Source organism: Reichenbachiella sp. (assembly GCF_039969095.1).
In the GTDB taxonomy this organism is placed as follows: Bacteria; Bacteroidota; Bacteroidia; order Cytophagales; family Cyclobacteriaceae; genus Reichenbachiella.
This window is the reverse complement of the sequence record NZ_JBDVOL010000008.1, coordinates 425,661-438,899: the sequence shown is the minus strand read 5'-3', so window position 1 is coordinate 438,899 and position 13,239 is coordinate 425,661. Positions and strand designations below refer to the sequence as shown.

The window sequence follows — 13,239 nt, the reverse complement described above, 5'->3', positions numbered from 1 at the left end:
CCCGTGAAGAATGTCTCACAGGTTTTGCTTAACTTTTTTGAACCGTCGACCTACATTAGGTCAGGTTAATGAAATTCTATTTTTTGAATTCTTTTATTGTCTTCTCGATGATATCACAGCATTCATGCAATTGCTCTTCGGTCATGACCAAAGGAGGAGCAAATCGGATGATGTTACCGTGTGTCGGCTTGGCTAACAATCCATTTTCTTTGAGTGCCACACAAATGTCCCAAGCCGTAGAGCTATCTGGCGTATCATTGATGATAATGGCATTCAACAGTCCTTTTCCTCTGACGAGTGTCACCATATCTGTAGTCTCGATGAATTTGTTCATTCGCTCTCTAAACAATTCACCAAGTTTCTGAGAGTTTTCTGCTAGTTTTTCATCTTTCACAACCTCTAAAGCTGCCATCGCAACTTTTGCCGCGATTGGGTTTCCACCGAAAGTAGATCCGTGCTGACCAGGTTTGATCACATCCATAATGCGATTGTCAGCCATGACAGCAGATACAGGATACACACCTCCAGAAAGAGCCTTACCCATAATTACCATATCAGGTTTTACACCTTCGTGATCGACAGCTAGTATTTTCCCAGTTCTGGCTATTCCTGTTTGCACTTCGTCTGCTATAAACAGAGCATTGGCCTCTGTACATGCTGCTTTTGCTGCAGTCAAATATCCTTCGTCTGGAACGAATACACCTGCTTCCCCTTGGATAGGTTCTACTAAGAATCCAGCGACGTTAGGATCTTTCAACGCTTCTTTCAACGCATCAATATCATTATGAGGGATTTTGATAAAACCGCCAGTGTAGGGTCCAAAATTCTTTTGCGCATCTGGGTCATTTGAGAATGAGATGATTGTAGTTGTACGTCCGTGGAAGTTGTCTTCAGCTACGATAATCTTCGCTTCGTTTTCTGGTGTACCTTTTACTTCATAGGCCCATTTTCTACATAGCTTGATAGCAGTTTCAACAGCCTCAGCTCCTGTGTTCATTGGCAAAATTTTGTCGAAGCCGAAGAATTCGGACATGTACTGTTCGTACTCTCCCAATGCATCATTGTAAAATGCCCTAGAGGTTAAGGTCAAGGTTTTAGCTTGCTCTGTTAGTGCACCTACAATTTTTGGGTGACAGTGCCCTTGATTGACTGCTGAATAGGCAGAAAGAAAATCATAGTATTTCTTTCCTTCCAAATCCCACACGTACACACCTTCTCCACGCGACAATACCACTGGTAATGGATGGTAATTGTGTGCGCCGTATTTATCTTCTAAGGCTATCGCCTCTTCGCTCGTTAGTTCTCTGACCATGATCGTATATTTTGGGTTGCTCAAACAAAAATGAGTTCTTTGCACAGAACTCATTAATTTCGCTCAAAATTACGAAAAGCATTTTGAATAACACAACAGAAACCTTTTTGCTTTGAGCGATAAAAACAATGGTCAGCAGTCAGATTCGGACGATTCTCCGGATTATTACTTCAACGAACAAGGCCTCATGGTCTTTACTGCGGCCTATCATCTTAAAAGAGGATATTGTTGTAAAAATGGATGTAAACATTGCCCGTATGGGTATAAAAAGAAAAGATAAAATCTGACTAAATTTCATTAGTCAATAACTATAAAACACTACCCAATGAGTGAAGAAGTAAGAAATCTCGAACCCAAAGACATGTGGAACTGCTTTGCCGATCTAAATGCAGTGCCGCGCCCTTCAAAAAAAGAAGAAAGAGTAATCGCTTTCGTTAAGAATTTTGGTGAAAGCTTAAACCTCGATACTTATGTAGATGAAGTAGGAAACATCATTATCAAAAAACCTGCTACTGCTGGAATGGAAAACCGCAAGACCGTATGTATACAAAGTCATATCGATATGGTTCATCAGAAGAATGCTGAAACGGTTTTTGATTTTGATACGCAGGGGATTGAGATGTTTGTAGAAGGAGATTGGGTGAAAGCCAAAGGCACTACCCTAGGAGCTGATAATGGCATCGGCGCAGCTTCTATCATGGCTTTATTGGCCTCGAATGATATTGCACATCCGGCTATAGAAGGTTTGTTTACGATTGATGAAGAAACTGGAATGACCGGTGCTATGGGTCTGAAGGGAGGATTGTTGGATGCAGATATTATGCTTAATCTAGATACTGAAGATGATCATGAATTGACCATAGGCTGTGCGGGTGGAGTAGATGTAACGGGCGAGGGTTCTTATACTGAAGAATCTGCTTCTGGAGATCGAGTAGGGCTGGAATTGAAAATGAAAGGGCTTTCCGGCGGCCATTCAGGCATGCAAATTGATGAAGGATTGGGTAATGCCAATAAACTGATGAATCGCTTATTGTATGCTTTGGATTCAGAATTCGATATTCGAATTGCCAATATTGATGGAGGTGGATTAAGAAACGCGATTCCAAGAGAGTCAGTAGTTGTTTTGTCAGTATTGAAATCTGAAAGAGAAGAGCTAGAAAATGAGATCATAGGCTTAGCCGAAATGATGATCGAAGAACATGATACGACTGATCCAGAAATGGAAGTTGATATCAGCGAAGTATCAACACCATCTAAGGTGTTAACCAAAGATTTTCAGCAAAAACTATTGCGAGCGGTTTACGCTTTACCGAATGGCATCTATCGCATGAGTCCAGATATGGCAGGTTTGGTGCAGACTTCGAATAATGTGGCTCGAGTTTCAGTGGCGAATGGTAAATGTTCGATTCAATGTTTGACGAGAAGTTCTGTTGACACGGAGAAAGTGGATGTGGCATTGAATATTAAAGCCATCTTTGAATTGCTAGGAGTAGAAACTACGATGGATGGCGACTATCCTGGCTGGACACCAAAACCAGAAGCGGATATCGTGAAATTGATGGATGAGTTATACCAAAAAACTTTTGGGCACAAAGCGGACGTAAGTGCTTGTCATGCAGGTCTGGAATGTGGAATCCTCGGAACGAATTATCCAGAAATGGAAATGATCAGCTTTGGCCCGAACATCCGCGGGGCACATTCACCAGATGAAAGAGTGCAGATTAGCTCTGTACAGAAGTACTGGCCTTTCTTGGTGGAGACGCTGAAGAATATTCCTTTGAAATAAAAAATACCCTCCGAGTTCAATTACTGAACCGGAGGGCTAATAGAACTAAATCAAATCAGAAATACTTTTTAAAATGATTGATCTCTACTTTACTCTTTAAGCTGTAAAGCAGATTGTACAAGCCAAAAAAAGTTCTATTCATATATAGAAAATGCTTAGAACCTCTGTTTTGGTTCATCTTTTTGAATTCTGGATTTTTAGAAAGCTGCTGGCCCTTCTCTGCGATAGCATTAAAAAATTCGTCATTGTTGAAGTCAAAATTCTTAAGGTTGAAAGGGAGCGTGAACAAGCTCAATAATTCCTTGAAGAAGGTCTTAAAAAATATTCGTTCCCTTTCGCTATCATCTTCTCTCAATATCTCTAGTTCATATAATTTTTGTTCGAATATGGTGGAGTCTTCCATAACCGCCTGATTAGAAAGCTCAAAATAAGGAACATAGAATTCATCTGGAATTTCTTTGATACATCCAAAATCAATGGCAATCAAGTTGCCTTCAGCGTCCACAAGGAAATTTCCTGGATGCGGATCTGCATGTACTTCTTTTAAACCATGAATTTGGAACATGTAAAAATCCCACAAGGTCTGACCAATTTGATCTGCTAATGGCTGATCTGTATTGGTACTAGTGAATTCAGACATATGAACTCCGGTCATCCAATCCATGGTGATGACTCGTTCATTTGATAAATCCTTGTAATATGTAGGGAACTTAATGTTGGGAATAACTCTGCATGCTTGAGTGATAAGTTGACTGCGATCTACTTCTAATAGATAGTCTGTTTCTTCTAAAAGTTTTCCTTCTACCTCCTTGAAATACTTTTCCAACTCCTTCCCTTTGAGATTTAATAATTGTTTGGCAAACGGCTTGACTAAAGCTAAATCGGAAGAAATACTTTCTGCTACTCCGGGGTACTGAATTTTAACGGCCAAAGCATTGCCATCCTTCTCCGCTTTATGTACCTGACCTATACTGGCTGCATGAGTGGATTCAGATTCAAATTTATCATAGAGTTCTTCTGCAGTTTTTCCAAAGTACCTCTTAAAGGTTTTTTGAACTAGCGGTCCGGATAGAGGCGGGACTGAAAACTGGGATAGAGAAAATTTATCTACATAGGCTTCTGGCAAGATGTTTTTATCCATACTCAGCATTTGAGCTACTTTCAAAGAACTTCCTTTGAGTTGACTCAGCCCATTATAGATGTCTTCGGCATTGTTGACATCAAGATTTCTCTTAGCATTTTTAGGATCGGTGATTTTCTCTCCATAATACTTTAATTGATTTGAACCTACCTTGATACCTGTGGAAAGCAGTTTCCCAGCTCTGCTGATTTTTCCTACAGGAATACTATCTATAGTTTTCATTGATTGACCGTTTCCTTGAAAAGAAATTTAGCATAATCAACTACACTTTTTATTGGAGTAGTATCTACCACGTCAAATGTGGTATTGATTGTTTTTTCAATCATTACGTCTGTTTTTTCGAATCTTGTGGAGTCGTCTTTAATCCAGAATCGAAGAATGACTAACATTTGGGCCCAGGCCAATTCTTCAACAGCTTTGGACGAATAATGCTTGATTTGCTCTTCATCATCAGTTTTTAGTTCAGCTAATCCTGAGATGTACTCTTGAAAAGTATGGCGCAATATCGATAATTGTGATAAGTCAAGAGGACCCTTTAGGGTGAGCAATATATAGCTTCGGTTCAAAGTCAGGATTTCAAAGAAGGTGTAATAGAATGTCAATAATTTCTCTCTTTTATTGAATGAGCGGTATTCTTTGGATTTTGAAATGACAGATAAGGCTTGATTAATAAATTCATCCCATATACCCTTTTGAAGTGCTTCAAAGCTTCCGAAGTATTCGTAGAATTGATTTTCTTCTATATTACTTTCTTTGCAAAATTTATAGATTGACTCAGGTTTTTTTTCTGAATCAAGTATTTTATCCATATACGCAGAAATCAAGTCACTCTTAGAAAAAGATGATTTGGGCGCGGACTTGCTTTTGTTTTTTTCTTTGGTTGCCATAAAATGTTCTTTGCCTTACATAACGATTGTTTAACAAAATAGTTTTATAGTTAGACAAAAGAATGCAATTACATGGATGAATTTACGAGTCAAGAACTTATCCTTATTACCTTCTGTTATAGACTTTTATTATTTTACAGAGAACCAAAAAACTAAACTATGGAACCGTTTGAGTATGTAGTTGTATTGATTTCATTGATTTTAGGTTTAGGTGTCGCGCAGCTCTTGAATGGCGTGGCCGATATGGTTGCACAGTTCAAAAAAACTAAATTCAGTGCAGCACATTGCATTTTTATTGTGGTCATCTTTCTGGTGTTTTTTCAGGATTGGTGGTACACCTTCCAATACTCAAATCAAATCACGGAGTGGACGCAGTATATCATACTGGCTTTGCTTAGTTTTCCAATCGCCCTATTCCTATTGGCTCGTTTTATGTTTCCTACTGGTTCGAGAAGTCAGGAGACAGATATGCATGCTTATTTCTATGAAAATTGGAGATGGCTTTATGGCTTGTTTGCTTTTACCATAGCTATCAGTATCATTCAAAATATATTCATATCAGATTATACCTTGATTGGGCAAATTCCCTTGTTGATTTATTTGACGTGGTATATTGTGATTATTTCACTCAACATCAAGAATCCTAAATTTCACAATACATTTCAGGTAGCCCAGCTATTATTATGGCTGTCATTCTTTGGATTGATAGATAACGGAATGTTGAACTAGTCCAGTATTCTGAGTTTCGCAAAGCTGAGTAACAAAGTCTTATCACCAGCCTTATCAAAACTGATGTGTGCTTTTTTGTTCGATCCCTGAATGTCGATTTCAGTCACTTGTCCGAATCCAAATTTTGGATGTTCCACTTTATTGCCTACCGCTAATTTAGACGTGTCGCTAGGTCTGAAGTCTGCAGATGGCTTGTGAAACAGTTGATTAGGTGGAGGTTTGGGTACCGCACGTTGTACGTTGCTAATAAAGGTCTTGGCGTACTGATCACCTGGAGAGGGTGTACTGCTCATCTTGGCGTTGAACTTCAAAAAGTCCTTGTCAATCTCTTCTAAGAATCGGCTAGGCTCGCACGTTTTCAATCGTCCAAAACGGTATCTGGTGAGTGCGTAACTCAAATAAAGTTTAGTCTCAGCTCTGGTGATGGCGACATAAAATAGTCTTCTTTCTTCTTCCAGATCTTGCCTCGAACTGATCATCATCTGAGAAGGAAAAAGGTCTTCTTCCATACCCACAATAAAAACATTTTTGAACTCAAGGCCTTTGGCCATGTGAATGGTCATCATGGTGACCACATCTTTGTCTTCGTCTTTGTCTTTGTTGTCGGCGTCTGTCAACAATGCAATTTCTTGCAAAAACGCAGACATGGACTTGTCTTCATTTTCAGGATTGTCTACAAATTCTTTGATCCCATTTAGGAGTTCTTGCACGTTTTCGTAGCGATTTCGCCCTTCAATGGTTTTGTCATCGTAGAGCTCCTTCATCAAACCAGAGTTTTTAGCGATCTGAGAAGCGGCTTCAAAAGCGTCTTTCTTTTCAACCGCTAGCTTGAAGCTTTTAATCGTCGTTACGAATCCATCAATGGCAGTCGCTGTTCTGCCGCCAATGACACTTTTGGCATTTTCCAATACTGACCACAAATCAAGATTCTGTTCGGCAGCAGCTACAAATAGTTTATCAACTGATGTTCCTCCAATCCCTCGCTTAGGCAGGTTGATGATCCTTCTTAGCGCCTGCTCATCGTTCTGATTGACGGAGTAACGAATGTAGCCCAATAGATCTTTGATCTCTTTCCTTTGATAGAAAGACAGACCTCCTACGATCTGGTATTTGATATTGTTTCTACGTAAGGCTTCTTCCATCGCCCTCGACTGGCTATTGGTTCGATAGAGAATGGCAAAGTCTGCATTTTTGTATTGGTTGTTGTTTTTAGATTCAAAAATGGCTGAGGCTACTAATTTGCCTTCTTCGTTATCTGTAGTGGCTTTGATCAGTTCGATCAAGTCGCCTTCATTGTTGTCGGTCCAAACGCTCTTGCGCAGCTGGTTTTTATTTTTGGTGATGACTGAGTTGGCGGCATTTACGATCGTCTTGGACGAACGATAGTTTTGCTCCAGTTTGATGACTTTCAGTTCAGGATAGTCCTTTTCAAAATTGAGGATATTCTGAATGTCCGCTCCTCGAAAAGCATAGATACTCTGCGCATCATCACCTACAATACAGATGTTTCTCCGAACAGCTGCTAGCTTTTTGGTAATCACATATTGCGAAATGTTGGTATCCTGAAACTCATCCACCATCACATAATGAAATCGCTGCTGATATTTGTTCAGCACGTCGATGTGGTCTCTGAACAGCACATTGGTATTGAAGAGCAAATCATCAAAATCCATGGCATCGGCCTTGAAGCAACGCTGGGCATACTCTTTATAGATTTTTCCCATTTCTGGCTTGCCATTTTCGGTATCATCGGCTAGGTAGACAGGATTGTTGGTGTATTCTTGCCAAGAGACCAGTCTGTTTTTGGCGCTGGAGATACGATTGAATACTACATTCGGTTTGTAGACTTTGTCGTCAAGCCCAAATGACTTTACGATCTGTTTGATCAAGGATTTAGAATCGTCAGCATCGTAGATGGTAAAGTGACTGGGATACCCCAATTTATCCGCTTCAGACCTTAATATTCTAGAGAAAACAGAGTGAAAAGTACCCATCCAAAGATTGCGAGCGTCAGTACCCACTACATCTTCGACTCGGTTTCGCATTTCTTTAGCGGCCTTGTTGGTAAAGGTCAAAGACAAAATATTGAATGGATCGACGTTATGTTTTTTGATCAAGTGGGCGATCCGATAAGTCAATACACGGGTCTTACCCGAACCAGCACCTGCTATGATCATCGATGGTCCATCTACATTTTCTACTGCCTCTCGCTGTGGAGGGTTCAGTCCGTTTAAATAGTCTAAATCCGCATTTTCCAACATGGTTGCAATTTACGAACTGGAAAATTATTTTGAGACATCAACGTAGAGAAATGGTTGGCTTATTCTGAGCAAGCTCAATTTCCTTTTTCATTCGAATCTCAATAGCTTAGCGATTGGCAAAAATGACTTGACTAAAAAGTTGCTAATTATGGAAAAACAAGGAAGTTTTAAATCACTGATACCGCTGATGGTATTCATTTTTTCCTTCTTAGGAATAGGCATTTTGTTGGATGATTTTTATGCCTTACCAGCGCCCATTGCAGTGATTATGGGCATCATGGTAGCATTTGCGTTGTTTGGTGATAGTCTGGAAGAAAAAACTAAACAGCTGGTAGAGGGCTGTGGAGATTCCAAGGTGATGACCATGGGAATCATCTATTTGTTGGCGGGGGCTTTTGCTACCGTATCTAAGCAAATGGGAGCCGTGGACTCGGTGGTCAATTTCGGTTTGGATTTTATTTCTGTTCAATTTTTACCTGTTGGTGTTTTTCTAATCGCAGGTTTTTTGTCGATCGCAACAGGAACTTCAGTAGGGTCTATCGTAGCATTAGGGCCAATCGTGGTTGGTTTGGCGGATCGATCGGGCACTTCGTTAGCGTTGATGTCCGCAACTTTGTTGGGTGGAGCAATGTTTGGTGACAACCTTTCTATTATATCGGATACGACCATAGCCGCTACTCAGTCATTGGGTGTGAAGATGAAAGATAAATTCAGAGCGAATGTATATATCGCGTTGCCTGCTGCCATTGTTACGGTTGTGCTTTTGCTGGTTTTTGGTTTCACGAAGGATCTTTCAGGAATAGAAGCATTGACCGAAACTGGCGATTATGAATTGGTTAAGATCATTCCCTATTTATTGGTGATCGTTCTTGCTGTGATGGGTGTTCCCGTTTTTCATGTATTAATCATAGGTATAATTGTTAGTGGATTGATGGGCATTTCGTTCGACAGTTTTTCTATGATGGGGTTTGCCAAAACTACTTACAAAGGTTTTGAAGGAATGACGGAAGTGTTTCTCTTGGCCATATTTAGCGGTGGGTTGGCGGCATTGACAGCTCATGATGGAGGTATCAACTATACACTCAGAAAAGTAAAAGAATGGGTAAAAGGCAAGAAATCGGCTCAGTTTGGACTAGGAGCTCTTATAGGTATTACCAATTTGGCTATCGCCAACAATACCGTGACGCTTCTGATTACTGGAGACATATCCAAGGAGATTAGCGAAAGCTATAACGTGGACAAAAGAAAGGCTGCAGCATTGATAGATACTTTTTCTTGTATTGTACAAGGCTTGCTTCCTTATGGAGCGCAAGTACTGATACTTTTGAAGTTTACAGATGGAAGATTGAATTTCTTCGATTTGGCTGGTAATGTTTGGTACCTGTACTTGCTACTGGCGTTTGCTGTTTTAGCAATCATCGTTAAGCCTTGGGATAAGAAAATTTCAGAAATGGCCGAATAATAAGAAGATATGAATGTAAGAAGAGCAAGAGCAGAAGAGGCTCAACATATTATAGATTTTCAGATTGACATGGCTCGGGAAACTGAGGATGTAACACTAGATAAAAATATTATCACATCTGGAGTTCAAGCCGTTTTCGAAGATAAATCTAAGGGCTGGTACTTTGTAGCTGAATTGGATGGAAAAATAGCAGGGAGCTTGTTGATCACCTTTGAATGGAGTGATTGGCGGAATGGGATGATTCTTTGGATTCAATCGGTTTTTGTAAGCAAAGAATTTCGTGGCAAAGGAGTATATAGCGCACTTTATGGACATATTCAGGATATGGTGAACAGCTCAGATAATAATTATTGTGGAATTCGCCTCTATGTTGACAAGACCAATACCCATGCACTCAAAGTGTATGAAAAGCTAGGAATGGATAGCCAGCACTATGGTATGTGCGAGTGGATCAAGTCTTAATTGATTCCACTAAATACCACATCAGGAATATTTCCCCAAAGCTGATCCCGTTGTTCTTTTGCTTTGATCAAGGCTGCCTTACCTGTTTGAGATACTTCGAAAAAGCGCTTCCGACGTCCACCACGCGCTTTGGTAGCTTCTCCTAATCTGGAGTTGATTAGTTCTTTCTCTTCCAATCTATTCAAGACGGAGTGTACAACGCCGAGTTTTACCTTACGTCCTGTGACTCGCTCAATTTCATCACAAATAAGTACACTATAAGCCTGATCTACCTGAGAGGCTATGGTGAGTAGCACTAGCTCTTCAAATTCGCCAATGTTCGTTCCTTTCATAGTTTATAATTCAATATTTAAAATTCAACTTTGGGCCAATAATGACTATCACTGGCCCAATGCTGTTATTCATTTCTCAAGGTATCTGCCGGATTGGTCTGTGCCGCCCGGTAGGTTTGAAAACCAACCATTACTAACCCAATAAAAAACACAACCATTAATCCACCAAGCACATCCCAAATGGTCATTGGAGTGAGATAAGCAAATTCCGGAAGTATGACCTCATTTACCAAAAAGTAAGTGAGAGGTGTTGCAATAAGGCTGGCAATGATCAACAACCATACATAACCTTTCGATAGAATGTACACCAGCTTGAAAGCTGTAGCGCCCATCACTTTTCTAATGCTGATTTCCTTAATTTTAGTTTCTACAGCATATACACTCATGCCAAACAATCCCATCGCTGCAATAGAAATAGCCAAAAGTGCCAGAAAGGCTACAATTTTGATCAGCATTTCAAAAACGGCATAAGTATTTTCAATATGTTCGTCATAGAAGGTGGCTGAAAATGGGTGCAACTCGTCAATTTGGCTCCAGACTGCTTCCAGATTATCTATGGTGGCCATGTAATCCTTGGTTTCCACCAACAGATTTAGGTATTCATATTCGGTGGGCTTGTATCTGAAGGCATAAGGTTCAATAGCTGTGAAGAGCACGGCATGATTGAAATCTTCTACTACCCCGATGATGGTGAGCCATTGATCTTCTATTTCTATCTTTTCACCTAGCGCATTTAATTCACCATCCATTTCAAAGCGCTCTAATAACTTTTGATTGACTATTACAAATTGCTCTTTTGTACTATCAGGTCTAGACTTAAAATTTTCACCTGCCAACAAATTGAATTGATGATTGATGAGATAATTTTCGTCAATGAAGTTGTAATGAATTGACGTAGAATCTTCAGGATTTGTGTATTTACCATAGGCCGTACTCGTTCTCACACTATGTACGATATCACGGCTTTTGGAAATAGATTTCACATCTGAAACTTGTGCAAATGCACTTTTCAATACTTGATGATTATTGCCTTGAAGTTCAATGTTAATTATTTGCTCCGTCGAAAAACCAAGGTCATAATTCATTGCATGATGATACTGCTTATTCAAAATGATTGTCATCAAAATGAGAATAGTAGAGATAGAAAATTGTGCAACCAAGAGCACTTTTCTCAACGTCATGCCGGCAAATATCTTGACGCTTGCTGTGCTTCGAAGTACCGTGAGTGCCTGAAACTTAGACAACGTAGCAGCAGGGATCAAACTAGCGATGATTCCAGCAAATACAGCAAACCCTACAAACCATAAAATTACCATAGCATTGATAGGCAAGCTGACACCGTCGCCATCGAGCATAACTAAAAATTGCGCTCTCAATGGTACAAATAGAAACAAGGAAACAACAAGAGCCATTAGCGCAATTATGACTGATTCAACTACAAACTGGGCGAATATATTTCCTCTGGTAGCGCCGATTACTCTCCGAATACCAACTTCGGTAGATCGTCTGAGCGATCTTGCAATCGATAGGTTGGTATAATTGAAGCAAGCCGTGAGCAGAATGATCAGCGGTAATATCGCAAATACTACTGTGGCCATTGTGGGTACGGTAGGGCCGATCTGATTGCCTAGCGGTGAACCTGTGAAAATATCAGATAGCGGTTGTAAACGCGCTGTAATTTTTTCTGGGGCTATGCGTTCGTTCTCAGTTTCGCATATCTGATTTATCGATTGTGAGAGCTGATTATAAGCTGATTCCGTAGGCACCTTCAGGTATATGTATGTCCTCCACATATTTTTGGATTTTCCCCAATTGGGATCATCTTTTGACAGATTCACCAGGGTATTAAATGAGGCTAAGGATTCAAATTTAATATGAGAATTGGCAGGTGGGTCTTTCATGATACCTTTTACGAGATAATCCACTTCATTCACGCGTAATATTTTGCCCATGGCAGATGCATCACCATATATTTTTTTGGCGGTGGTTTCTGTCAAAACCAAACTGTTGGATTCTGCAAGTGCTGTTCGAGGATCTCCTTCAATCATTGGGAAGGTAAAGACATCAAAAAAGCCGTTAGAGGCCCAAAGCCCAGAAAGCACAAGTTTTTTCCCGTCAGCATTGGCGTCTCCTCCAAAGCTTTTGTACAGTGTAGTTTTGGCTTGATATCCGTCGTATTCGTCCAGTTTATCACTTATGAAATATGAAGTAGAAGCCATATCCATGACTTCGCCATTTGCTCTTATTCGCGTGTTCACCACTCGGTAGATTTGATCCCCATCATCATGAAAGTTGTCAAAGTGTTGTACTTCAATAATCATTGTGATGACGACCAACCCAACCGACATGCTAATGGCCAATCCAATGATATTGATAAAGGAAAAGAGTCTGTTTCTGGCAAGACTCCTTATCGAAGTCTTAAAGTAATTTTTGAATAGCATGTAACTGTTCATCTTGTATTTGTTTTTGAGTTTTTTGAATGTATAAGACCTAAAAAATTTGAGTACATCTAGAATAAAAATAAGATTGGCTCTTCTTTTTCCTTTTTCGAGGTTTCGATCATAATACTCATATAAATCACCTTGTAGGTCTTCAAGCAAGTCCTCTCGACAGTACCATTCCAGTAATTTGTTGGCCCATTTGGGTGGGCGATTATGATCTCGATTTGTAGCCAATTTTATTTATTCATTAAATGTATGAAATATTAGACGCAAGTTTTATTAACTCAGTTACATTTATTCATTATTTGTATGTAAAATGAATTAGTTACTCCATACAAAACGTAAAGGAACATATTTCTAAAGATTGATGTTGATTTGATATCTCTGTGATACTTCTGTGATTAATAAACCGTATTATTGGACTAA

At 39.8% G+C, this 13,239-nt stretch carries 11 protein-coding genes; 5 read left to right on the top strand and 6 right to left on the bottom strand.

Annotated elements, in window-relative coordinates; all coding sequences use genetic code 11:
- Positions 1–76: 76 nt before the first annotated feature.
- Complete coding sequence (rocD, locus tag ABJH98_RS03220; RefSeq protein WP_348306185.1) at positions 77–1,312, bottom strand: ornithine--oxo-acid transaminase; 1,236 nt, start codon at positions 1,310–1,312, stop codon at positions 77–79.
- Between the two features lie 112 nt (positions 1,313–1,424).
- Between rocD and ABJH98_RS03215 the strand changes: the two genes are divergently transcribed.
- Both ABJH98_RS03215 and ABJH98_RS03210 read left to right on the top strand, forming a co-directional pair.
- Positions 1,425–1,592 (top strand): DUF5522 domain-containing protein, encoded by a 168-nt coding sequence (locus tag ABJH98_RS03215; protein WP_348306184.1) that lies wholly within the window; start codon positions 1,425–1,427, stop codon positions 1,590–1,592.
- Positions 1,593–1,637: 45 nt separating this feature from the next.
- The gene (locus ABJH98_RS03210) at positions 1,638–3,098 is read left to right on the top strand and encodes an aminoacyl-histidine dipeptidase (RefSeq protein ID WP_348306183.1); all 1,461 of its coding nucleotides are present in this window, start codon (positions 1,638–1,640) and stop codon (positions 3,096–3,098) included.
- Between the two features lie 55 nt (positions 3,099–3,153).
- Here the strand turns inward: ABJH98_RS03210 and ABJH98_RS03205 are convergent, their stop codons facing one another.
- Together ABJH98_RS03205 and ABJH98_RS03200 are read right to left on the bottom strand one after the other, a co-directional pair.
- Positions 3,154–4,461, bottom strand: coding sequence for an AarF/UbiB family protein (locus ABJH98_RS03205; protein WP_348306182.1), 1,308 nt, complete (start codon positions 4,459–4,461; stop codon positions 3,154–3,156).
- Positions 4,458–5,126, bottom strand: coding sequence for a TetR family transcriptional regulator C-terminal domain-containing protein (locus ABJH98_RS03200; RefSeq protein WP_348306181.1), 669 nt, complete (start codon positions 5,124–5,126; stop codon positions 4,458–4,460). Before ABJH98_RS03200 ends, ABJH98_RS03205 begins: the two co-directional genes overlap by 4 nt.
- Positions 5,127–5,285: 159 nt before the next feature.
- On the opposite strand from ABJH98_RS03200, the gene ABJH98_RS03195 reads away from it, so the two are divergent.
- A complete protein-coding gene (locus ABJH98_RS03195; RefSeq protein ID WP_348306180.1) occupies positions 5,286–5,855 on the top strand; it encodes a hypothetical protein in 570 nt (189 codons plus the stop codon).
- Here the strand turns inward: ABJH98_RS03195 and ABJH98_RS03190 are convergent.
- On the bottom strand, positions 5,852–8,116 hold the full coding sequence (locus ABJH98_RS03190) for a UvrD-helicase domain-containing protein (protein ID WP_348306179.1): 2,265 nt from the start codon (positions 8,114–8,116) through the stop codon (positions 5,852–5,854). The genes ABJH98_RS03195 and ABJH98_RS03190 overlap by 4 nt on opposite strands.
- Before the next feature lie 148 nt (positions 8,117–8,264).
- Here ABJH98_RS03190 and ABJH98_RS03185 point away from each other — a divergent pair, with 148 nt between their 5' ends.
- Positions 8,265–9,578: a Na+/H+ antiporter NhaC family protein gene (locus ABJH98_RS03185; RefSeq protein WP_348306178.1), complete on the top strand. Its 1,314-nt coding sequence runs from the start codon at positions 8,265–8,267 to the stop codon at positions 9,576–9,578.
- 9 nt (positions 9,579–9,587) lie between these two features.
- Positions 9,588–10,040 carry a GNAT family N-acetyltransferase gene (locus tag ABJH98_RS03180; protein ID WP_348306177.1) on the top strand — a complete coding sequence of 151 codons (453 nt, stop codon included), beginning with the start codon at positions 9,588–9,590 and terminating at the stop codon, positions 10,038–10,040.
- Here the strand turns inward: ABJH98_RS03180 and ABJH98_RS03175 are convergent.
- Together ABJH98_RS03175 and ABJH98_RS03170 are read right to left on the bottom strand one after the other, a co-directional pair.
- Positions 10,037–10,372: a helix-turn-helix transcriptional regulator gene (locus tag ABJH98_RS03175; protein WP_348306176.1), complete on the bottom strand. Its 336-nt coding sequence runs from the start codon at positions 10,370–10,372 to the stop codon at positions 10,037–10,039. The two genes, ABJH98_RS03180 and ABJH98_RS03175, sit on opposite strands and share 4 nt — an antisense overlap.
- A 65-nt stretch (positions 10,373–10,437) precedes the next feature.
- A complete protein-coding gene (locus tag ABJH98_RS03170; RefSeq protein ID WP_348306175.1) occupies positions 10,438–13,047 on the bottom strand; it encodes an ABC transporter permease in 2,610 nt (869 codons plus the stop codon).
- Positions 13,048–13,239: the final 192 nt, after the last annotated feature.

What these genes read in the sequence shown, in the direction of transcription:
- rocD (WP_348306185.1), bottom strand. Translation starts at nt 1,312, where the DNA reads ATGGTCAGAGAACTAACGAGCGAAGAGGCGATAGCCTTAGAAGATAAA.
- ABJH98_RS03210 (WP_348306183.1), top strand. Translation starts at nt 1,638, where the DNA reads ATGAGTGAAGAAGTAAGAAATCTCGAACCCAAAGACATGTGGAACTGC.
- ABJH98_RS03205 (WP_348306182.1), bottom strand. Translation starts at nt 4,461, where the DNA reads ATGAAAACTATAGATAGTATTCCTGTAGGAAAAATCAGCAGAGCTGGG.
- ABJH98_RS03200 (WP_348306181.1), bottom strand. Translation starts at nt 5,126, where the DNA reads ATGGCAACCAAAGAAAAAAACAAAAGCAAGTCCGCGCCCAAATCATCT.
- ABJH98_RS03195 (WP_348306180.1), top strand. Translation starts at nt 5,286, where the DNA reads ATGGAACCGTTTGAGTATGTAGTTGTATTGATTTCATTGATTTTAGGT.
- ABJH98_RS03190 (WP_348306179.1), bottom strand. Translation starts at nt 8,116, where the DNA reads ATGTTGGAAAATGCGGATTTAGACTATTTAAACGGACTGAACCCTCCA.
- ABJH98_RS03185 (WP_348306178.1), top strand. Translation starts at nt 8,265, where the DNA reads ATGGAAAAACAAGGAAGTTTTAAATCACTGATACCGCTGATGGTATTC.
- ABJH98_RS03180 (WP_348306177.1), top strand. Translation starts at nt 9,588, where the DNA reads ATGAATGTAAGAAGAGCAAGAGCAGAAGAGGCTCAACATATTATAGAT.
- ABJH98_RS03175 (WP_348306176.1), bottom strand. Translation starts at nt 10,372, where the DNA reads ATGAAAGGAACGAACATTGGCGAATTTGAAGAGCTAGTGCTACTCACC.